Here is a 19,890-nt window from a genome sequence, read left to right on the forward strand (position 1 = left end):
GGAGCACTACCCATGTCCGTCACTTCCGTAGACAGCAACATCGACGTCAGCAGCAATACCCAGGAGGCGAAGTTCAACGCCGCTCTGGACAACGCCGAGCAATCCGCCGCCGACGACGCCGAGTTCAACGATGCACTGATTTCCCAGGCCGTCGTGCTGGGCGGGCAGTTCATCATCATGCCGCGCGCCCAGGAAATCCTGAAGGAAGCGCAATCCGACGACGAAGAATAGGCTGACCATGTCCATTGAACTCGCAGCAGCACCGGCGACTGCAGCCATGCAGTCGCCGGGAGGAGGCGGGGTGCCGCAAGCTTCCCAGAACCTCTTCGAGCATATGGCCGAAACGGCCAAAGGCATGCCGCAGGGCGCGTCGCCCCATCAGATCGGCACCAATCTGATGGAGCGGCTCGACGGCTTCATCGACCGCTCGCGGCAGTTTTCCGAACGCGCTGACGCCATGACCCACGGCACCGCGCCACAACCGGCCAGCGAGGCGGCCGGTGCGGTCAAGGCCGCTGGCGATACGCCGGGCAAGGTCGGCGGGCCGCAGGTCGACCAGATCGTGCAGTCTCTGGGCCGCATGTTCGATTACTCCATCGAAACGCAGATGGTGGTGCGCGGCGCAACGCAGATTTCCGGCTCGGCCAACACTCTTCTCAAGGGCCAATGACCCATGCTTACACGCTGCCGCGCCTTGCGCCTGACACTTGTGGTGATGTTCGCCGGCCTGCTGCAGGCCTGTGACGTCGATCTGTACACCAACCTGGGCGAGCGCGAGGCCAATGCCATGCTTGCGGTGCTGTTGCGCGACGGCATTCCGGCTTCGCGCCAGGTTCAGGACAACGGCCAGCTCAAGGTGGTGGTGGACGAGAAACGCTTCGCCCAGGCGATGGCGGTGCTCGACGATGCCGGCCTGCCAGGCCAGACGTTTTCCAATATGGGCGAGGTGTTCAAAGGCAACGGCCTGGTGTCCTCGCCCGTGCAGGAGCGGGCACAGATGGTCTTCGCCCTGAGCGAAGAGCTTTCGCACACGGTGTCGCAGATCGACGGCATTCTCTCGGCGCGGGTGCATGTGGTACTGCCGGACAACGACCTGCTCAAGCGCGTGATTTCCCCGTCGTCCGCGTCGGTACTGGTGCGCTACGACCCCAGGACCGACATCAACATTCTGATTCCGCAGATCAAGACCCTGGTCGCCAACGGCATTTCCGGACTGGGTTACGACGGCGTGTCTGTGACGGCGATAAAGGCAGTCATACCCGCCGGCGCGGACAGTCAGCCGCGCATGGGCAGCTTCCTCGGCCTGTGGATGCTCGAAGACGACGTGCCACGCGCGCGCTGGCTGTTCGGCGTACTGGCGCTGGTCGCGCTGGCCGCGGGCGGCGTAGTCGCCCGGCAACTCTGGCAGCGCAAGCGTCCCCCTGAACGCTACGTACTGAGCGATGCGCCATGAACGACCGTCCGTTGAGCCCATCGTTGAACGCATGGCAGACCCTGAGCGAAAACCCGCTGTCTTTCGTGCGCCGGCAGGCGCTGATCGACAGCCTTGAACGGCCGGTCGATGAGCTGCAGCTCGACGCGTTGCTCGAAGCACCGCGTTTTCACGGCCGCCTCGAAGCGCGTCTGCTCGCTCACTTTCGGTTGCAACCCTTGAGCAGCCTTCCAGCGCCGGGGGATGCCGAACTGAATCTGTTGCTGTTGTCCGAAGCGCAGTTGGCGGGCCTGCCGCGTCTGTGCGGCGCGGTCTGGCACGCCGCAACGCTCTGCCGGGAAATTCGCGCTGAGGTGGTCAACGACTATCGCAAGACGCTGGGCGCGCAGGCCATGAATCTGGCGCGCTCGCTGCGGCATCTGGCGGGCGCTGCGGACTTGCTGCGCACACCGGCCGGGCTGGTCCAGGCCATCGATCGAGATGGGGCGGCGTGCGTAGGAGCATGGCTGAGCGCCCAGCCCGAGCCACTGCGCCAGTGGCTCGGGCTGCGTTTCAAAACGGCGATAAATCCCGAGTCCTGCGACGAGCAACAGGCGCGGGTCGCGCGCATCGTGGCTCAGGAGCTGCTCGTCAGCGCAGACGATGGCATTGAGGGAGTCCGGATCGATGGATGATTTGCCGACACGTCCGGCCAGCCGCATTCTGCGTGCCGCCGATGCGGAACGCTGGATCGACGGTTATGCCTTTATCGAGGCCGCCCGCGAGCAGGCGCGGCGCGTGCGCGAGGAGAGTGCCGAGTGGCTGCAGCAGGCGCGCGACGAGGGCTTTGAGCGTGCCCGCCAGGAAGGTGCCGAACAGGTTGCGCTGCTGCTGGCGCAGACCAGTGCGCGGGTGGATGAGTATCTGGGCGGGCTTGAAGCCTCGCTGGCCGAGCTGGCGCTGGGCATTGCCCGGCAGGTCATGGGTGAGCTGGACGAACGGGAGCGTCTGCTGCGCTGCACGGCGCAGGCGCTGTCGGCGTTTCGTCAAGACCAGGCGCTGAGCCTGTTTGTACCTCACGCCGAGGTCGAAGGTCTGCGTCGAAGGATTGCCGATGGGCCGCTGGCTTTGCGCAGCCTGAATGTCGAAGGCGATGAGCAGCTGGAGCGCGGCCAGGCGCGGCTGGTCAGCCCGGCCGGTTCCGTGGAGCTTGGCCTAGAGGCGCAGCTGGATAACCTGCGCCGCGCGTTGCTGCCACTGGCCGATGGTGAAAGCCAGTGAGCCTGATACTCCCAACCTTGATTCCCAACCTGGCCGAGCGCCTGCGCCGCGCGCAACCGCGACCGATGCGCGGCACCTTGCGCAGCATTCGCGGTGTACTACTGCGCGCCAGTGTGGCTGGCGTCCGAATTGGCGAACTGTGCGTTCTACGCGATCCGGGCAACGGTCGCGAACTATCGGCGGAGGTGATCGGCTTCGATGAGGACGACGCCATTCTGTCGCCGATCGGCTCGATGGAAGGTCTGTCGACGCGCACGCAGATCCTGGCCACGGGTCAGGCGCTGGGCGTTCAGGTCGGCGACGCGCTGCTGGGCCGGGTGCTGAGCCCGATGGGCGAGTTTCTCGACGGACCGGCGCCGCTGGCTGCCGGGCTGCGGGGTTACCCATTGCACGCCGAGCCGCCGGCACCGTTCACTCGCCAGTTGATCGCCCAGCCGATGTCGCTGGGCGTACGCGCCATCGACAGCCTGCTGACCCTGGGCCGCGGCCAGCGCATGGGGATCTTTGGCGAACCGGGCGTCGGCAAGTCGTCGTTGCTGGCCAGCGTCGTACGCAACAGCGATGCCGATGTGATCGTAATCGGCCTGATCGGCGAGCGCGGGCGCGAAGTGCGCGAGCTGTTGCAGGGCCAGCTGGACGCCGACGCCCGGGCCCGCACCGTCGCGGTGGTCGCCACCTCCGACCGCCCGGCCGCCGAACGGGTGCGCGCCGCCTACGTTGCCACGGCGCACGCCGAATATCATCGTGATCAGGGCCGCAACGTGCTGCTGCTGATGGACAGCCTGACGCGTTTTGCCCGTGCCCAGCGCGAAATCGGCCTGGCCGTGGGCGAGCCGCCGACCCGTCGCGGCTATCCACCGTCGTTCTTTTCCGCCTTGCCGCGTCTTCTGGAACGCGCGGGGCCCGGCGCCACCGGCAGCATCACTGCGCTGTATACCGTGCTGACGGAAGGCGAGGCGGCCATGGACCCGGTGGCCGAAGAGACACGCTCGATCCTCGACGGCCACATCGTGCTCAGCGCGGAACTGGCGCAGCGTGACCACTTTCCCGCCATCGACGTGCTACGCAGCCGCAGCCGTCTGATGGAGCAGGTTGCATCCGCCGAGCACAAGCGCATGGCAGCCCGCATGCGCGAGCTGATTGCCAGGCGGCAACAGATCGAATTGTTGATCCAGGTTGGCGAATACGCCGCCGGCAGCGATCCGCTGGCCGATGAAGCCATCGCCCGGCATGGCGCCATCGAGGGCTTTTTGCGCCAGCCGTCCCATGAGCACGACAGCCCCGAGCAGATGCTCGCGAGCATGCGCAAGGTGCTGGCATGACCCCGATCGAACAGGCCTCAAGGGCCGGAGAACACCATGAAGACCGCTGATCTGCAAAGCTTGCAAGCCTTGCGTGAATTGCGCGAACAGCGCGCATCGAGCCGTCTGGCCGCGCAGCAGGCACTCTGCCGGGAAACCCGCACTGAACTAGACCAGGCGCGCGAGGCGCTGCAGTTGCATCGTGAACGTCTGGCACGGGAAGCCGAGGATGTTTTCGGTCGCTTCAGCGAGGGCCTGTCGGTGAGCGCCTGGCGGGCGGCGCAGGACGAATTGCAGCGGCTGGAGGACGAAGGCCGGCAGTTGCAGGGCCGTACCGAGGACGCCGAGCACACGGTGCAAACCGAGGAACAGACGCGCCAGCAGCTGCGTCAGGAGCATCTGGCCCGCCAGCAGAAGACGGTCGCGTGGGGCAGCCTGCTGGAGCAGCGTGTGCGCCGCGATGCGCGAATCGGTGAACAGCGGGATGAAAGCGATGAGCTGCCCGGCTCGACACCCGAGGCTGCGCGATGAACTGCGAGTTGCGTGGCGCTCCGCTGATGCCGACGCAGTCCTTGCCCTGTGCTCCGTTGCGCGACTTGCCGCAATTCGCGGTTGCCGATGTGCCGCTGCACAACCGGCTGCACCGGCGAATGATGCCGTGGCGCGGACAGCTCGGCGGGCAGCCGTTCAGCATCAGCCTGGCGGCCGGCCTGAATGGCAGCCCGACAAAAAACGACGTCATCGGCCTGGCGCTGGGGGACATACCGCTGGAGCTGCATGCGCCCCGCGCATTGCTGGAACAGTCCGCTTGCGCCGGGCTCGTTGGTACCGGCAACCACGGATACAGACTGCGCACCGAGACCGACGCCATGCTGCTGGAACTGGCGTGGCTGAGCTGGATCGAGCCGCTTGAAGCCCTGCTCGGTGCCAGCCTGGCTGGTGAAGGCTTGCGCGTGGTGCCGGTAACGCCCTTGAGGACCGATGCACCGCCACGCATGGTCCCCCTCGCCATTGACATCAGGATTGGAGAAGCGGCACCGCTCGCCGCCAGCCTGCACATGAGTGAATCCGGCGCGGCGCGCATCGCAGCGCTTTTAGAACACCACGCCCGGTCGGCACCCGATCCGCTGGAGACATTGCGTCTGCCGCTCGCGGTGCAAGCCGCCGACGCGCCGCTCACGCTGGGTGAGCTGCGCAGCTTGCAGCCTGGCGACGTGGTAATGCTCGACTGCCTGCCCGAACACCAATTGCTGCTGCGCCTTGGTGACAGTCTCCAGACCCGCGCCCGCCGCGCGGGCGACAAGCTTGAATGCCTCACGCCTCTGATTGCCGTAAATCCTGACAGGAACGATGTGATGACCCAGACCGCTACTGCTTCCGACCTCGATGTATCGCTCGACGATCTGCCGATCAAGCTGGTCTGTCAGATCGGCAGCGTCGAGCTTTCACTGGCGCAGGTGCGGGAGATGGGCCCGGGCAGTCTGCTGCAGCTGGGCTCCACGGCTCACGACGGCGTGGACCTGATGGTCAACGGCCGCCGCGTGGGCCGCGGCGAACTGGTGACGATCGGCGACGGGCTGGGCGTGCGTCTGCTGGAGTTCTGCGCGCAATGAGCGGCTATCAGCCGAACCTGATCGAGATCATTCTGGTTGTCGCAACCATCGGCCTGATCCCGCTGGCCGTCGTGACCCTGACCGGCTTTCTGAAAATCTCGGTGGTACTGTTTCTGATCCGCAATGCGTTGGGCGTGCAGCAGACTCCGCCCAACCTGGTGTTGTACGGCATCGCCCTGATCCTGTCGGTGTATGTCACCACGCCGCTGATCGGTGATATGTACCGTCAGGTGCAGGGCCGGGAAATCAGTCTGCAGAATGTCGAGCAACTGGAGGAATTGGGCAGCGCGCTGCGTCCACCGCTGCAGGCCCATCTGGCGAAATTCGCCAACGAGAACGAACGCGGTTTTTTTGTCCAGGCCACGGAAACCATCTGGTCTCCCGAAGCACGGGCCGACCTGCGCGACGATGATCTGGTGGTACTGATTCCGGCGTTTGTCAGCTCCGAGCTGACCCGCGCGTTCGAAATCGGCTTTCTGCTGTACATCCCGTTTCTGGTGGTGGACCTGCTGGTGTCCAACGTGCTGATGGCGATGGGCATGTCGATGGTGTCGCCGACGCTGATCTCCATACCCCTGAAAATCTTTCTGTTCGTGGCACTGAGCGGTTGGTCGCGCCTGATGCACGGGCTGATTCTGAGCTATGGAGGCTGACATATGGGGCAGGACGTATTTCTCTCGCTGATGAACCAGGCATTGATGACGGTGCTGCTGCTCTCGGCACCGGCGCTGGGGGCGGCAATCATCGTCGGCCTGAGTGTCGGCTTGTTGCAGGCGCTGACCCAGATCCAGGACCAGACGCTGCCGCAGGTCGTCAAACTGGTCGCGGTGCTGCTGGTCATCGTCTTCGTCGGGCCGTTGCTGGCCGGGCAGGTCGCCGAGCTGGGCAGTCAGGTGCTGGACAACTTTCCGCTGTGGACGCGATGACGCCCCATGCAGGCTGAACTGACCAACGCCTTCATCGAAGTGGCGTATCCGGTGATCAGTTCCACGTCGCTGGCGGCGTCCCGGGCCATGGGCCTGGTGATCATCACGCCGGCATTCAACCGCCTTGGCCTGACGGGCATGGTGCGCGGCTGCGTGGCGGTGGCGATTTCGGTGCCGATGGTTCTGCCAGTGTTCAGCGCCTTCACTTCAATGCCCGAACACAATGGTTTCTTTCTGGCCGGCCTGATGATCAAGGAGTTTCTGATCGGACTGCTGATCGGGCTTCTGTTCGGCATCCCGTTCTGGGCGGCGGAGGTGGCGGGCGAACTGGTCGACCTGCAGCGCGGATCGACCATGGAGCAACTGCTGGACCCGTTGGGGCAGGGGGAAGCCAGCGTCATGGCGACATTGCTGACGGTGATGTTGATCACGCTGTTCTTCATGTCCGGCGGTTTTATCCTGATGGTCGACGGCTATTACCACAGCTACCAGCTGTGGCCGGTGACGGAGTTCACACCGCTGTTCAGCAGCGCCGCGCTGAGCTCGATCCTCGCCATTCTCGATCAGGTCATGCGTATCGGGGTGCTGATGATTGCGCCGCTGATCGTGTCGATGCTGATCACCGACCTGATGCTGGCGTATCTGTCGCGCATGGCGCCGAGTCTGCACATCTTCGACCTGTCGCTGCCGGTCAAGAACCTGTTCTTTTCGGTGCTGATGGTCATCTACATCAGCTTCCTGATCCCGGTCATGATCGATCAGCTCGCTGACTTTCGCGGCACGGTTGAAGTGCTCAAGAGCCTGGCGAGCGGCACATGAGCGGCAGCAGCGAGGAAAAAAGCCAGCCGGCCACGGACAAGAAGCTGCGCGATGCGCGCAAGAAAGGCCAGGTCGCCAAAAGCCAGGACCTGGTATCGGGCATGGTCATCCTGTTATGCACGCTGTGCATCGCCGTGCTCCTGCCGCGGGCCCAGGCGCAGATTACCGCGCTGATCGATCTTGCCGCGCTGATCTACATCGAACCGTTCGCCAGCGTCTGGCCGCGCCTGCTCGATCATGCCGAGCAGATCGTCATCACCATTACCCTGCCGGTTGTGGCGGTGACCGTGGCGGCGGTGGTGCTGACCAATATCGTGACCATGCGTGGCGTAGTGTTCTCGGTCGAGCCGATCAAGCCGGACATCAAGCGCATCAACCCCGGCGAAGGCTTCAAGCGAATATTCGCCATGCGCAATCTGGTGGAATTTCTCAAGGGGCTCGCCAAGGTGTTGATGCTGGGGCTGGCGTTTTACGTGGTGGGCCGCAATGCGTTGCAGGCCTTGATGGAATCGTCGCGCTGCGGCGCGGGCTGTATCGAGTCGACGTTTTATCTGGTGCTCAAGCCGCTGGTATTCACTGTGCTGGCCGCGTTTCTGCTGGTCGGCGCGGTCGACGTGCTGATGCAGCGCTGGCTGTTCGGGCGCGATATGAAGATGACCCGCAGCGAACAGAAGCGCGAGCGCAAGGACGCCGACGGCGACCCGATGATCAAGCGCGAGCGTCAGCGCCAGCGGCGTGAGATGCAGGCGCTGGCGACGCGGCTGGGCGTGGGTCGCGCTTCGCTGATGATCGGTAATGCCGGCGGCTGGGTAGTGGGTGTGCGTTATGTACGCGGCGAGACGCCCGTGCCGGTTGTGGTGTGTCGAGCCGCGCCCGAGGAGTCCACTGCCTTGCTCGCTGAAGCGGCGCCACTGGGCATTGCGCTGTGGCCAGTCGCCGAGCTGGCCACGCAAATCACCAAGCGTGCCGTGCCGGGCGATCCGGTGCCGGAAAATACCTTTCAAGCGGTGGCCGATGCGCTGGTGGCGCACCGGTTGATCTGACCGGCAAGCCCTGTCAGTGCATCGCCGACCGGTCGCGAGCCGGCTGAACGCCGGGCGCGGTCTTGAGATGATTCAGGTCGGTGTTGATCCGCCATGCCCAGAAATGCGTACCGTCTTCGCGAGCCGTGTCCAGCGCCAGCGTCAGCACCTTGCGTACGTCTTCCAGAGTATGGGCATGAGCCTGGCCGAGCATGAGCTGCGCCTTGACGCGTAGCAACTCCGGCAGGTACCAGCGATCGTGACGACTCACCGCGGTTTCCTGGAGTTCGTCGAGCGTTTCCAGCGCCAGCGGCTCCAGGCCCAGCGTTGCCAGACCTTGGGCGTATTCGACGTGCAGCAGGCAGTGCAGCGGCGTCGGTGCGCAATTGCGCAGCCGGTTGAGCGCTTCACCCAGCAGCGGAACGCCGGACGCCGCGTCGCCTTCGCGGATGGCCAGGACGCTTTCGTAGCACGAGGTCAGTTCGCGCCAGATCGGCAGCGGCTGGCGCGCGGCGCTTTGCTTGAGCTGATCCAGGAACCGCCTGGTCTTGTGCAGCGTGCCGGCCATGATGGTCGCCGGAATGGCGCTGATCGCCAGGGTGTACCAGAGCGTGGCGGGGTGACTCAGGGCCACGGCCTGCTGAAGATTGTTGTCCAGCGTCACCATTGCCTGACCGATGTTGCCTTCCAGCAACTGAATCTGAGCCTTCAGCGACTGCGCCGCGATACGCTGGTCGAAGTGCATGTCGACGATGTGCGACGCCAGTGACAGCGGCGCGCCCAATGCTTCGTTGATCGCTTGCCCGGCACCCTTGATGTCGCCCATGTAGAACGCGGAGGTGGCGCGCATGCGCTTGCCCAGCAGCAGACAGTCGGCCAGCCGCGGGTCCTTGCCCAGCGCCAGGAAACGCTCGGCGAGCTGCCGCGCTTCCACATGGCGGTTGCGGCAGCACAGGTCGTTCCACAAACCCCACAGCGAGCGCAGGCGGTGCTCGGAATCGTCGAGCGCCTCGGCATCTTCGCCGACCTGTTGCCAGACCTCGCGCATTTTCTGCCCGGCGCCATAGGTGAGCATCAGAATGCTCCCCGATACGGTCAGCAGACGCATACGCTGTCGGCGGTCCATCTGCTCGACCTCGACGTGCCTCGGCAAGCCACGGTTTACCCAGTCGTGGTACTCGCCCACCAATGACAGCCGCAGCCATAACGGCGAGCTGAGCAGGGTCAGCTCGATGCCCAATTGGCGATTGCCCTGCGCCGAGTAGGCCCATGCCAGCGCCGCGCGCACGGTGTCGATCTCCACACCGTAGCGCCGGGTCCAGGCGTCATGGCTGAGCAGTTCCAGATCCTTTCGCGCGTTGTCCAGCAAGCGCAGCGCCCAGTTGGCATGGGCACGCGCCAGCCGCGGCACGTCATCCTGGAGCTTGAGCTTTTCGCGCGCATAGAGGCGGGTGGTTTCCAGCAGCCGGAAGCGCTTGCCTTCGGCATGTTCGACGGTGCCCAGCAGGCATTTGTCGAGCAGGCTTTCGAGCATCGGCAGCGTCATCCGCACGTCCGGCAACCCGATGTCGACGATGGCCATGACGCCATCGAGGGCGAATGAACCATTGAAGATCGACAGCTGGCGCAGCAGCGCCTGTTCATCATCCGAGAGCATGCCGTACGTCCAGTCCAGCGCGGCGCTCAGGGAGCGCTGGCGCGGCAGCGCGGTGCGTCGGCCGGTCATCTGCAGACGGAAGCTGCCGTCGAGCAGGCCGACCAGCTCGCGGATGCCGAAGGTACGAACCCTGGCGGCCGCCAGCTCGATCGCCAGGGGGTTGCCATCGAGTTTGCGGCAGATCGCCGCGACGGCTTCGGTATCGTCGTCGCTGAGCACGAAGTCCGGGTCCTGCTCCTTGACCCTGGCGACGAACAGCGCGACGCCGGCGAACGTCATGGCCTGATCGACGTCGAGGCTGAGATGGTCGTGGGGGACCCGCAGCGGCGCCAGTTCATGGACCCATTCGCCTTCGGCACGCAGCGGCTCGCGGCTGGTCACCAGGATGGAACACAGCGGCGCGTTCAGCAGCAGCGTTTCAACCGCGGCGGCGGTTTCATCCAGTACGTGCTCACAGTTGTCCAGCACCAGCAGGTGAGGGCGGTTGACCAGGCTTGGCGGAAGATTGTGCAACGGTTGCTCGGTTTCGGCGCCCAGACCCAGCGCGCAGGCGATCATGCCTTGTACGGGCTGCGCGGAAGATACCGGCGTCAGGTCGACGAAACCGTAATTTTGCGGGTAGCGCGGCGCCAGATGTTCCGCCACTGCCAGCGCCACCGTGGTCTTGCCGACGCCACCGGGGCCGGTAAGGGTCAGCAGGCGCCGCGACAGGGTCAGCTCGGCCAGTTGCTGGACCAGCTTGTCGCGGCCCAGAATCTGACGCTTGTTCGCGACGTTCACCGGCGTGGCCACAGCCGTTTCAGACGGCGAAGTCACGGCGCGGGCGGCTTCCTGCAATCTGACCGGCGCGGTAAAGCGATAGCCTCGCCCCGGAACCGTCACCACGTAGTCGTCACCCAGCGCGCGGCGCAACGCAACGATCTGCGCTCGCAGGTTGCATTCCTCGACCACTGCCCTGGGCCAGGCCAGCGCGAGCAGCTCGGATTTTTCCAGCAGTTCGCCCGGACGTGTGGCCAGCGCTACCAACAGTGACATTGCCCGGCTACCGAGGGGAACGGGTTCTGTGTGCCTGAACAGCAAATGCTCACGCGCAAGCAGCACGAATGGACCGAAGCAGATGGCGTCTTCGCGCTGCACATGCTCCGGTTCTCTGAAATTGATCTGTAGGTGCGGACCGTTTGCTTCGTAATCCATGGTTAGCCCTGTATCAGACGTATCTGCAGTGCTTCTACGAGGTAGAAGCCTGACGGCCTTCAAGCCGACCCGTATCGATGGAGTGCTTGTTTGTATGCAACGTGGGAGACGACGCAGCTAAAGCGTAAAGCAATTAAGAGGCCAGATTTCGAGACATCGGAACATGCTCTTTCAAAGTGTGAAACGATCTGCAAAAAATTTCCTACCCTGAATAACGTGGCGTCGCCATCCACGCGCGAGTTGCCGGTGACCCACCTGCGCCGGAGCGTCCGGCAGCCTGGCGGCGGGCCAGCCCAGCAAGCGGGCATTATCGGTGCGCTACATGGCAATAATGCGTACGCCCGACAACTAGTCCCTGATCGGGCGGAAACCAGGCATGGACAGCGATATTAAATAGCACGGCGATATCACTCAGAGTGCCGTTTGTCGCGTATGTTGCAAATTGAGACAAACTCTTGGGTCTGCCGCAGTCTATTGGTCAGTAGCAGGCGCTCGGAGCCTGCCGTCTGAATGCCGGAAGCGTGCGATAAGGCCGCGTTCTGGTGCAATGCTGTAATGAGGAGAACATTCATGAACAAGCCCGGGATCTGTCTGGTATTCATTTCTTTGCTGGCTTTGCACGGCTGCTTTGATAATTCGGGCAATGAGACCAAGAACAATACCGACAACAGCAAATCCTCGGTGCAGATGCACGAGGGCGACACCAAGGAAAACAAGTAAGGCACTCGGCCATCAGTCATACGCCGGGGAGATGAGGCTGCGATGAACAAGACGATCAGTGCTTCCGATCTCGACATCGATGTCCGTGGAGGCGGTGAAAGCGCGCTGTTCAAGTGGTTCATCGCAAGCTTCCTGATGGGCAAGCGTATTCAGGCCGATATCGCCTGCAACGCCTACCGCGTCATCGTCGAAAAGCACCAACGCGACACACCCCGCAAGCTTGCCAACTGCACCCACCGGGAACTGGTGGCGATGCTGGGTGAAGCCCATTACGTGCGCTATGACGAGTCCACCGCCGAGCGTCTTTCGGCACTGAGCCACAAACTCAATGCAGACTATGGCGGCAAACTGGGCAACATCGTTCAGGCCAGCGAGGGCCGCGAGGATTTCGAAAAGCGCTTGCAGGCATTCGACGGCGTTGGGCCGAAAACTGTAGAGATCTTCATGCGCGAAGCGGCAGGCGTGCTTTATTGAACACGCCAGCTGACCTGCGCATCGGTTGCGCGGGATGGAGTCTGGCTCGGGAGCACTGGCCGGCCTTTGGCGAAGAGGGTAGCCATCTGCAGCGCTACGCGTCACGATTCAACGCGGTGGAAATCAACAGTTCGTTCTACCGTCCACACCGGCCGCAGACCTATGCGCGCTGGGCGCAGTCTGTGCCTGAGGGCTTCAGTTTCTGTGTCAAGGTTCCCAGGCTTATTACTCACGAACAGCGTCTGGACGGCTGCGAAGCCCTGCTCGACGAGTTTCTTGCGCAATGCACCGAACTCGGGGAAAAGCTGGGCTGCCTGCTGATCCAGTTGCCACCGTCACTGCAGTTCGATCCAGCTATTGCCGAACGGTTTTTCGCGATGGTGCGGATGCGGTTCGGCGGTGGGCTGGCGTTCGAGCCTCGTCACCAATCCTGGGATGCCGCCGAGTCACTGCTGGTCGAGCAGCGGATAGCGCGGGTGGCGGCTGATCCCTCGCCGATCAGCGGCGGAGATGTTCCGGCAGGGTGGCCAGGCCTGCGTTATTGGCGGCTGCATGGTTCGCCGCGGATTTATCACAGCGCCTATGGGCAGGAATGGCTGTCGGCGCTGGCGGCGCGAATCGCCGGCGATCCAGAGCCCGCATGGTGCATCTTTGACAACACTGCAAGCGGCGCGGCGGTTGGCGACGCATTGACACTGGGTTCACTGCTGCGCCGGTAACGTCGCCGTCAATCTACAGGAGCGGCGTTGCGCAAAGGCCGCCATTCTGAGGCTGTTTTTCTTGCGGTGCAGGATCGCGCTTGCCCGCGAACAGCCTTACGCGGTTTGCCTGACACAGCGCGTCGTATGTGTCGCGGGCAAGCGCGCTCCTGGTCAAAACCGATCTGCCGCTGCGCCTCATAATTGGTGTTCAGCGCTATAAAAGCTGAACAATGCATCATCAATCCTGGTCGGCGAGTTTGCGCTCGGTTTCGGCAGTCTTTTCGCGGATGGTCTGCGCATCCTGTTCCTTTTCCTTGATGGAAATGGGGGTGATGACTTTGTCTACGCCTTCGGTAGGCGAATGCTCGTGCTGCATGTCCTTGTGCACGACATTGACCGGCTTGCCGGACTGATCGACCGCGTCGGCCTTGGGCGAAATTTCGGCGTTGGGATTCGAGCGTTCATCGTTCATGGCAGGTCCTCGCGAGTGGTTGATACTGGTTTGAGACGCGGCGTGAACGCGGAGTTCGATTTTTCTGCGTGCCTGCTCAGGCGCGGGCCTGGCTGGCGGTGCCCTCTATCAGCTGGATCAGCAGGTGGGCCGGCTCATTCAGTGTGCCTGGCGCACGATGGACCAGGCCCACGTCCCGGTGGAATCCGTGTTCCCCCAGCTCCAGCACGCGGACCGAATCCGGCCATTGCCGGGGATCGCCGATTTCCGGCACCAGTGCGACGCCGACACCGTTGCCTACCAGCCTGACTATGGCCTCCAGCTCGTCGAGTTCGCAGGCTTCACGAATGGCAAAGTGCATGTGTCGCAGGAAGCGATCGACCTGACGTCCGCCGAACGAGGATCGGTCGTAGCGCACCAGCGGTTGAGTGGCCAACAGCTCCATCCAGTCATTGCCTTGCAGGTCTGCGGGCACCACCAGCCGATACGGCTCCCGCGCCAGGGTGGTCCAGCGCAGGTCGCTTTGTATGGTGAACGGCGGCCGAATAATGCAGGCCAGGTCGATGTCGCCGGCGTCGACCTGATTGATCAGCTCCATTGAAACGCCGGGGATCACTCGCGTGCGGCACTGCGGGCGCTGGCGGTGAAACTCGGCGAGTGCGTCAGGCAGCCAGGAGCGCTGCACGGACGCAATCGCCCCCAGGCTCAGTCGCACGCTGGCGCTCTGGCCGGAAACGGTCGAACCGAGCGTGTCGTAAAGTCGGATCAGCTCCTGAGCCTGCAGCAGAGTCTGGCGACCCTGCCCGGTGAGCTGCGCGGTACGGCCTTTGCGTTCGAACAGCGCCAGGCCCAGTTCGGCTTCCAGACGTTGCATCTGCGCGCTGACCGCCGCCTGGGTCAGGCCGATACGCTGTCCGGCGGCGGCAAATGTACCTTCCCGCGCGACCGCGACCAGGGTCTTGAGCTCTCGGATCATTGATAGAATTCCTTTGTGTTTCCGAGAAATATATATTGATTTTATTAGTCAGTCGCCACTTCTATGATGGCTCGGCCAATCGCCGGCAATCGCGCACGCAGTCGACCGGCTTACAACAAACAGAGACGATGGAGCAGCTGATGTGCCTTTCACCTTTCCACCTTGCGATCCCGGTTCATGACCTTGCCGCGGCGCGAACCTTCTACGGTCAGGTATTCGGTCTGGAGGAGGGGCGTTCCAGCGAGCAGTGGGTCGACTTCAACTTCTATGGCCACCAACTGGTGATCCACGAGCATCCCAAGACCTCGTCGCAGGAAAGCGTCCACAGCAACGCGGTGGACGGGCATGACGTGCCGGTCCCGCATTTCGGAATCATTCTGCAGTGGGAACAATGGGAAGCGCTGGCCGAGCGGCTGCGCTCGTTCGACACCCAATTCGTGATCGAACCCTACGTGCGCTTCCAGGGGCAGGTAGGCGAGCAGGCCACCATGTTTCTGTTCGACCCGTGTGGCAATGCGCTGGAATTCAAGGCCTTCAAGGACATGAGCCAGATATTCGCCAAGTAGTGAGTCCTGGAAAAGCAAAAGCCCCGCCAGATCGGATCTGGCGGGGCTTTTTATTCAGCGGGTGAAGCATGTAGCAGGGTGCTGCTTACAGCGCCATGTCGCGCGCGGCGTTGCCTTCAGGCTTCTTGGCAGGAGCGGCGGCCGGGGCCGGAGCTTGCGCGGATGCCTTGTTGACTGCCGGAGGAGGAGTCAGCTGCAGAACTTCTGCGGTGTAGGCCCATTCCTTCGCAACGCTGTCAGGGTTTTCGTTCAGCTTGGTGCCGTAGCTTGGCACGATCTGACGCAGTTTTTCCTGCCAGGCCGGAGTGGCAACCTTGTCCTTGAAGACTTTCTCAAGCACGCCCAGCATGATCGGAGCTGCGGTCGATGCGCCCGGCGATGCACCCAGCAGACCGGCAATGCTGCCGTCCTTGGAAGCAACGATCTCGGTGCCCAGTTTCAGGACGCCGCCTTTTTCTTCGTCACGCTTGATGATCTGTACACGCTGGCCGGCCTGCCACAGACGCCAGTCTTCTTTCTTGGCGTTCGGGAAGTACTCTTTCAGCGCCGCATAGCGATCGTCATCAGACAGCATCAGTTGACCGGCAAGGTACTCGACCAGCGGGTATTCTTTGACGCCGACGCGAGTCATCGGCCACACGTTGTGCAGGTTGGTGCTGGTCAGCAGGTCCAGGTACGAGCCTTCTTTCAGGAACTTGGTCGAGAAGGTCGCGAATGGGCCAAACAGGATCACGCGCTTGCCGTCCAGGACACGGGTGTCCAGGTGCGGAACCGACATGGGCGGCGCGCCTGTGGAGGCGATACCGTAGGCCTTGGCCATGTGCTGCTGAGCGATTTCGGTGTTCTCGGTGACCAGGAACGAACCGCCGACCGGGAACGCGCCGTATTCCTTGGCTTCAGGAATGCCGGAGTCCTGCAGCAGGTGCAGCGCGCCGCCGCCGGCGCCGATGAACAGGAACTTGGTGTCGGTCAGGGTTTCTGTGCCGTCTTTCAGGTTCTTGTAGGTCACGCGCCAGGTGCCGTCGTCGTTGCGCTTGATGTCTTCGACTTCGCTGGACAGCTTCAGGGAGAAGTTTGGCTGGGCCTTGAGGTGGCCGACGAACTGACGAGTGATCTCGCCGAAGTTGACGTCTGTGCCGATCGGGCTCCAGGTGGCCGCGAGCTTCTGGCTCGGGTCACGGCCTTCCATCATCAGCGGAACCCACTTCTTGATCTGCTCCGGGTCTTCCGAGTACTGCATGCCGCTGAACAGCGGGCTGGCCTGCAGGGCTGCGTAGCGCTTCTTCAGGAAGGCGATATTGTTGTCGCCCCAGACGAAGCTCATGTGCGGAGTGGAGTTGATGAACGAGCGCGGGTTCTTCAGAACGCCGTTCTTGACCTGCCACGACCAGAACTGACGAGAGATCTGGAACGCTTCGTTGATTTCGATGGCCTTGGTGATATTGACGTTGCCGTCTTTATCTTCCGGCGTGTAGTTCAGCTCGGCGAGGGCGGAGTGCCCGGTACCGGCGTTGTTCCAGCCATTGGAGCTTTCCTGGGCGACGCCGTCGAGACGCTCGACCATTTCCATCGACCAGCCTGGTTCGAGCTCGTTGAGCCAGACAGCCAGGGTCGAACTCATGATCCCGCCGCCGACAAGCAGTACGTCGACTTTCTTTGCTTCTGCAGCGTGCAACGGCGTCAGACCCATGGCCAGAGCCAGGCCCGCAAGAGCCGTGTTCACTTTCTTCAACATGCTGTAATCCATCTGATAAACGCCATCCGCCCTCTGAACCCCTGCGACAACTTCGACTCGCCGCACGCATGGCCGCGTGCGACAAAGTCTCACACCCTCAGGGACTGGAGGTGGACATACAAGGCCAATACAATACCGCTCAAGACCTCACTTTATGTCCCACTGCGCTGACTTCTTATCGTCATTGGCTTCAGCGTCTTGCGTGACATTTGCTTTTTTGGTGCGACGCATTCGAGAAGCGGGGCGCTCCACGCGTGACTGCACTCGTTCAGCCTGCTCACGGAGGCTTCGACGTCGTGCAGAGAGATAAAGACACTTCCATGGGGAATTATTTGCCCCAGGATGGGTCTCTCCCGTCATTCCAGATCGGCAAAAGCGCGCCATTTTGGCATAAGTGCCCTTACGGTGCGAGTTGCCATCATCGATTCCCCACGCGAATTTCCCGAACCGGGCCGGTCAGCCCGGCCTGCATCTCTATATCGCCTGATACTCGCGCGTCTTTAATGAAGTGGCCGAAACGCCATCGTGTGTTCGACGCACCATCGCGGCACGCGATGCTCCGTACGCGGGCGTATGCAAAACGCGTCCGCACCGGCCGAAAGAATTTCCCTGGCCATTCATGAGCAGCGGTAATAAGTCTTAGCCCGATACAGTGGCTAATGCCCGGTGTCGTCTGCTGGTAACGTCGACCAATCGTTGTCGGGCATCAAGCCCAGCGGATCTTTCTGGCACGGCCAGGGGAACTTTCGCGGCGCTCGCCAGTTAAACATTTAGCCGGCGGGCGGGCTTGTTGATCGAGCAGGTTTGTCACTTCAGTAAGGAAACTCCCATGAAGAAGCTTGCAGCCGCCACGCTTTCCCTCTCCATGCTCACGGTCGAGGCCTTTGCGCAAGAGAAGAGCGGGGTGACCGTGACGTCCAATGGATCACAACCATCGGTGCAGGGATCGGCCGACTATTTCACCGGCAGGGTGCGGGTAGACGGGCCGTTCAAGGGCACGGAACCGGCCCGGGTCAGCGGCGCGGGCGTGACGTTCGAACCTGGCGCGCGCACAGCCTGGCATACCCACCCGCTGGGCCAGACGCTGATCGTGACCGCAGGACGCGGCTGGGTTCAGGAAGCCGGCCAGCCAGCGCGCTTGATACAACCGGGCGACACGGTCTGGATACCGCCCAACGTCCGCCACTGGCATGGCGCGACGGCTACCACGGGCATGAGCCATATCGCCATCGCCGAGGCGCTGGACGGCAAAGTCGTCGAATGGATGCAACAGGTCAGTGAGCAGGAGTACGCCCAGGCCGCTGACACACAATAACGCCCGTCGCTCATGACAGTGACGGCAAAAAACGAGTGATCCTGATGAACGAACCCAAGACCCATCAAGACCCCGTGTCCGAAGACGACTCCGTGAAGCCTTCGCGACGCAACTTCCTCAAGTTCGGCGCGTCCGGCATTGCCGCCGCCACGCTCTCGACTTGGATCCCCACCGACGGCACCGCCCAGGCCGCACCCGCGCCGGCCCCGGCACCGGTGGTCGACGACACCGGCGCGCCGGGCGCGGGCGAGCAGCGTATTGTCCTCAAGGTCAATGGCCGCACCCACACACTGAACGTGCCGGCGAACGCGGTGCTGCTCGATGTGCTGCGCGACCGTCTGCAACTGACCGGCAGCAAAAAAGGCTGTGATCAGGGACAGTGCGGCGCCTGCACCCTGCTGGTCAACGGCGTGGCGATCAATTCCTGCCTGTCGATTGCCGTGCAGCACGACGGCGACAGCATCACCACCATTGAAGGCCTGGCCGAGAACGGCACCCTGCATCCGGTGCAGGAAGCATTCTGGGAACACGACGCCTATCAATGCGGATACTGCACGGCCGGCCAGATCATGAGCGCGGTCGCAATCCTCAAAGACCCGAACATTCCCAACGATGACGCCAGCGTCCGCGAAGCCATGAGCGGCAACATCTGCCGCTGTGGCGCGTACAAGAATATTCTGTCGGCGGTGCAGTCCGCTCGTTCGAAAATGGGAGGGGTCGCCTGATGCGTACTTTCGACTATGCGCGGGCGACTTCGCCTGCCCAGGCTGTGCAGACGGCAAGCGGCGAAGGCCAGCGCTACTACCTGGCAGGCGGCACCACGCTGCTGGATCTGGTCAAACTGGACGTGATGCAGCCGCAGCAGGTGGTGGACATCAATCGGCTGGAACTCAAGCAGGTCGAGTCGCTGCCCGATGGCCGTGTGCGCATCGGCGCGCTGGTGAGCAATACGGACCTGGCCAACCATCCGTTGATCAGGGAACACTACAAGGTGCTCTCCGAGTCGCTGCTGGCCGGTGCCTCCACCCAACTGCGCAACAAGGCGACCACCGCTGGCAATATCATGCAGCGCGTACGTTGCAACTATTTCCGCGACAACGTTTCCCCGTGCAACAAGCGCCAGCCGGGCTCCGGCTGTTCCGCGCTGGGCGGCATGAACCGCAGCGTGCATGCGGTACTGGGCACGAGTGAGCATTGCATCGCCGCGCATCCTTCGGACATGTGCGTGGCCATGGCCGCGATTGGCGCCAGGGTTACCGTGCAGGGGCCGGGCGGGACTCGCGAACTCGACTTCGCCGATTTCCATCTGCTGCCGGGCAGCACGCCGGAACGCGAACATGCGCTGGCACCGCACGAGCTGATCACGCATATCACGCTGGACGCGCCGCTCAAGGGCAGCCGCTCGGCCTATCTGAAACTGCGCGACCGGACTTCCTACCAGTTCGCTCTGGCATCGAGCGCGGTGATTCTGGTGCTGGATGGCAAACGCATCACCGATGCGCGCATCGCCCTGGGCGGCGTGGGCACCAAACCGTGGCGCGCGGTCGAGGCCGAGCGAGCGCTGATCGGCAAGCAGGCCAACGCCGAGACCTTCGCCCAGGTCGCCGAGCTGGCCATGAAAGATGCGCGCGGCTACGAGCACAACGCGTTCAAGATTCCGCTTGGCCGACAGGTCATCGCCCGCAACCTTCGTGACCTCGCGGTCGCCGGCGCGGTATAGGAGATTTC

Annotated in this window: 23 protein-coding genes; 19 read left to right on the forward strand and 4 right to left on the reverse strand. The window is 63.0% G+C overall.

Going from position 1 to position 19,890, the window contains the following annotated elements; all coding sequences use genetic code 11:
- Positions 1–12: 12 nt before the first annotated feature.
- The 12 genes from J3P77_RS11020 to J3P77_RS11075 all read left to right on the forward strand — a co-directional run bounded on the left by J3P77_RS11020 (position 13) and on the right by J3P77_RS11075 (position 8,394).
- Positions 13–231: a hypothetical protein gene (locus tag J3P77_RS11020; protein WP_434681719.1), complete on the forward strand. Its 219-nt coding sequence runs from the start codon at positions 13–15 to the stop codon at positions 229–231.
- A 7-nt stretch (positions 232–238) separates the two neighbouring features.
- Complete coding sequence (locus J3P77_RS11025) at positions 239–670, forward strand: hypothetical protein (RefSeq protein WP_434681721.1); 432 nt, start codon at positions 239–241, stop codon at positions 668–670.
- A gap of 3 nt (positions 671–673) precedes the next feature.
- Positions 674–1,453: a type III secretion system inner membrane ring lipoprotein SctJ gene (gene sctJ / locus J3P77_RS11030; RefSeq protein ID WP_434681723.1), complete on the forward strand. Its 780-nt coding sequence runs from the start codon at positions 674–676 to the stop codon at positions 1,451–1,453.
- Positions 1,454–1,464: 11 nt separating this feature from the next.
- Positions 1,465–2,106 carry a type III secretion protein gene (locus J3P77_RS11035; protein ID WP_434681961.1) on the forward strand — a complete coding sequence of 214 codons (642 nt, stop codon included), beginning with the start codon at positions 1,465–1,467 and terminating at the stop codon, positions 2,104–2,106.
- Positions 2,099–2,692, forward strand: a complete 594-nt coding sequence (locus tag J3P77_RS11040; RefSeq protein WP_434681725.1) for a FliH/SctL family protein — start codon at positions 2,099–2,101, stop codon at positions 2,690–2,692. The genes J3P77_RS11035 and J3P77_RS11040 overlap by 8 nt, the downstream gene beginning before the upstream one ends.
- Before the next feature lie 65 nt (positions 2,693–2,757).
- Positions 2,758–4,014: a FliI/YscN family ATPase gene (locus J3P77_RS11045; RefSeq protein ID WP_434681963.1), complete on the forward strand. Its 1,257-nt coding sequence runs from the start codon at positions 2,758–2,760 to the stop codon at positions 4,012–4,014.
- Positions 4,015–4,050: 36 nt separating this feature from the next.
- Positions 4,051–4,524 (forward strand): hypothetical protein, encoded by a 474-nt coding sequence (locus J3P77_RS11050; RefSeq protein ID WP_434681727.1) that lies wholly within the window; start codon positions 4,051–4,053, stop codon positions 4,522–4,524.
- Entirely contained in the window at positions 4,521–5,606 is a 1,086-nt protein-coding gene (gene sctQ / locus J3P77_RS11055; RefSeq protein WP_434681729.1) for a type III secretion system cytoplasmic ring protein SctQ, read from the forward strand. Before J3P77_RS11050 ends, sctQ begins: the two co-directional genes overlap by 4 nt.
- On the forward strand, positions 5,603–6,259 hold the full coding sequence (gene sctR, locus J3P77_RS11060) for a type III secretion system export apparatus subunit SctR (RefSeq protein WP_333405214.1): 657 nt from the start codon (positions 5,603–5,605) through the stop codon (positions 6,257–6,259). The genes sctQ and sctR overlap by 4 nt, the downstream gene beginning before the upstream one ends.
- Positions 6,260–6,262: 3 nt before the next feature.
- Positions 6,263–6,532 (forward strand): EscS/YscS/HrcS family type III secretion system export apparatus protein, encoded by a 270-nt coding sequence (locus J3P77_RS11065; RefSeq protein ID WP_434681732.1) that lies wholly within the window; start codon positions 6,263–6,265, stop codon positions 6,530–6,532.
- A gap of 6 nt (positions 6,533–6,538) precedes the next feature.
- Complete coding sequence (gene sctT / locus J3P77_RS11070; protein WP_434681734.1) at positions 6,539–7,351, forward strand: type III secretion system export apparatus subunit SctT; 813 nt, start codon at positions 6,539–6,541, stop codon at positions 7,349–7,351.
- On the forward strand, positions 7,348–8,394 hold the full coding sequence (locus J3P77_RS11075) for an EscU/YscU/HrcU family type III secretion system export apparatus switch protein (RefSeq protein WP_434681736.1): 1,047 nt from the start codon (positions 7,348–7,350) through the stop codon (positions 8,392–8,394). The genes sctT and J3P77_RS11075 overlap by 4 nt, the downstream gene beginning before the upstream one ends.
- Positions 8,395–8,407: 13 nt before the next feature.
- On the opposite strand, the gene J3P77_RS11080 is transcribed toward J3P77_RS11075, so the two are convergent.
- A complete protein-coding gene (locus J3P77_RS11080; protein ID WP_434681738.1) occupies positions 8,408–11,224 on the reverse strand; it encodes an ATP-binding protein in 2,817 nt (938 codons plus the stop codon).
- A 570-nt stretch (positions 11,225–11,794) separates the two neighbouring features.
- On the opposite strand from J3P77_RS11080, the gene J3P77_RS11085 reads away from it, so the two are divergent.
- Genes J3P77_RS11085 through J3P77_RS11095 form a run of 3 tightly spaced genes read left to right on the forward strand, consistent with a single transcriptional unit; the run spans position 11,795 to position 13,137 of the window.
- Positions 11,795–11,944, forward strand: coding sequence for a hypothetical protein (locus J3P77_RS11085; RefSeq protein WP_434681740.1), 150 nt, complete (start codon positions 11,795–11,797; stop codon positions 11,942–11,944).
- 42 nt (positions 11,945–11,986) lie between these two features.
- Positions 11,987–12,418: a DNA methylase gene (locus tag J3P77_RS11090; protein ID WP_434681742.1), complete on the forward strand. Its 432-nt coding sequence runs from the start codon at positions 11,987–11,989 to the stop codon at positions 12,416–12,418.
- Entirely contained in the window at positions 12,415–13,137 is a 723-nt protein-coding gene (locus J3P77_RS11095) for a DUF72 domain-containing protein (protein ID WP_434681744.1), read from the forward strand. Before J3P77_RS11090 ends, J3P77_RS11095 begins: the two co-directional genes overlap by 4 nt.
- Positions 13,138–13,357: 220 nt before the next feature.
- Here the strand turns inward: J3P77_RS11095 and J3P77_RS11100 are convergent, their stop codons facing one another.
- Both J3P77_RS11100 and J3P77_RS11105 read right to left on the reverse strand, forming a co-directional pair.
- A complete protein-coding gene (locus tag J3P77_RS11100; protein ID WP_434681746.1) occupies positions 13,358–13,591 on the reverse strand; it encodes a hypothetical protein in 234 nt (77 codons plus the stop codon).
- A gap of 76 nt (positions 13,592–13,667) precedes the next feature.
- A complete protein-coding gene (locus J3P77_RS11105) occupies positions 13,668–14,546 on the reverse strand; it encodes a LysR family transcriptional regulator (protein WP_434681748.1) in 879 nt (292 codons plus the stop codon).
- Between the two features lie 140 nt (positions 14,547–14,686).
- Between J3P77_RS11105 and J3P77_RS11110 the strand changes: the two genes are divergently transcribed.
- Positions 14,687–15,112 (forward strand): VOC family protein, encoded by a 426-nt coding sequence (locus tag J3P77_RS11110; protein ID WP_434681749.1) that lies wholly within the window; start codon positions 14,687–14,689, stop codon positions 15,110–15,112.
- 85 nt (positions 15,113–15,197) lie between these two features.
- Here the strand turns inward: J3P77_RS11110 and mqo are convergent, their stop codons facing one another.
- Positions 15,198–16,847, reverse strand: a complete 1,650-nt coding sequence (gene mqo, locus J3P77_RS11115) for a malate dehydrogenase (quinone) (protein ID WP_434681750.1) — start codon at positions 16,845–16,847, stop codon at positions 15,198–15,200.
- An 829-nt stretch (positions 16,848–17,676) separates the two neighbouring features.
- On the opposite strand from mqo, the gene J3P77_RS11120 reads away from it, so the two are divergent.
- Genes J3P77_RS11120 through J3P77_RS11130 form a run of 3 tightly spaced genes read left to right on the forward strand, consistent with a single transcriptional unit; the run spans position 17,677 to position 19,882 of the window.
- Entirely contained in the window at positions 17,677–18,162 is a 486-nt protein-coding gene (locus J3P77_RS11120) for a (R)-mandelonitrile lyase (RefSeq protein ID WP_434681751.1), read from the forward strand.
- 44 nt (positions 18,163–18,206) lie between these two features.
- Positions 18,207–18,887 carry a (2Fe-2S)-binding protein gene (locus J3P77_RS11125; protein ID WP_434681752.1) on the forward strand — a complete coding sequence of 227 codons (681 nt, stop codon included), beginning with the start codon at positions 18,207–18,209 and terminating at the stop codon, positions 18,885–18,887.
- Positions 18,887–19,882: an FAD binding domain-containing protein gene (locus J3P77_RS11130; RefSeq protein ID WP_434681753.1), complete on the forward strand. Its 996-nt coding sequence runs from the start codon at positions 18,887–18,889 to the stop codon at positions 19,880–19,882. The genes J3P77_RS11125 and J3P77_RS11130 overlap by 1 nt, the downstream gene beginning before the upstream one ends.
- Positions 19,883–19,890: the final 8 nt, after the last annotated feature.

Source organism: Pseudomonas sp. R1-18, from assembly GCF_051132095.1.
GTDB lineage: Bacteria > Pseudomonadota > Gammaproteobacteria > Pseudomonadales > Pseudomonadaceae > Aquipseudomonas.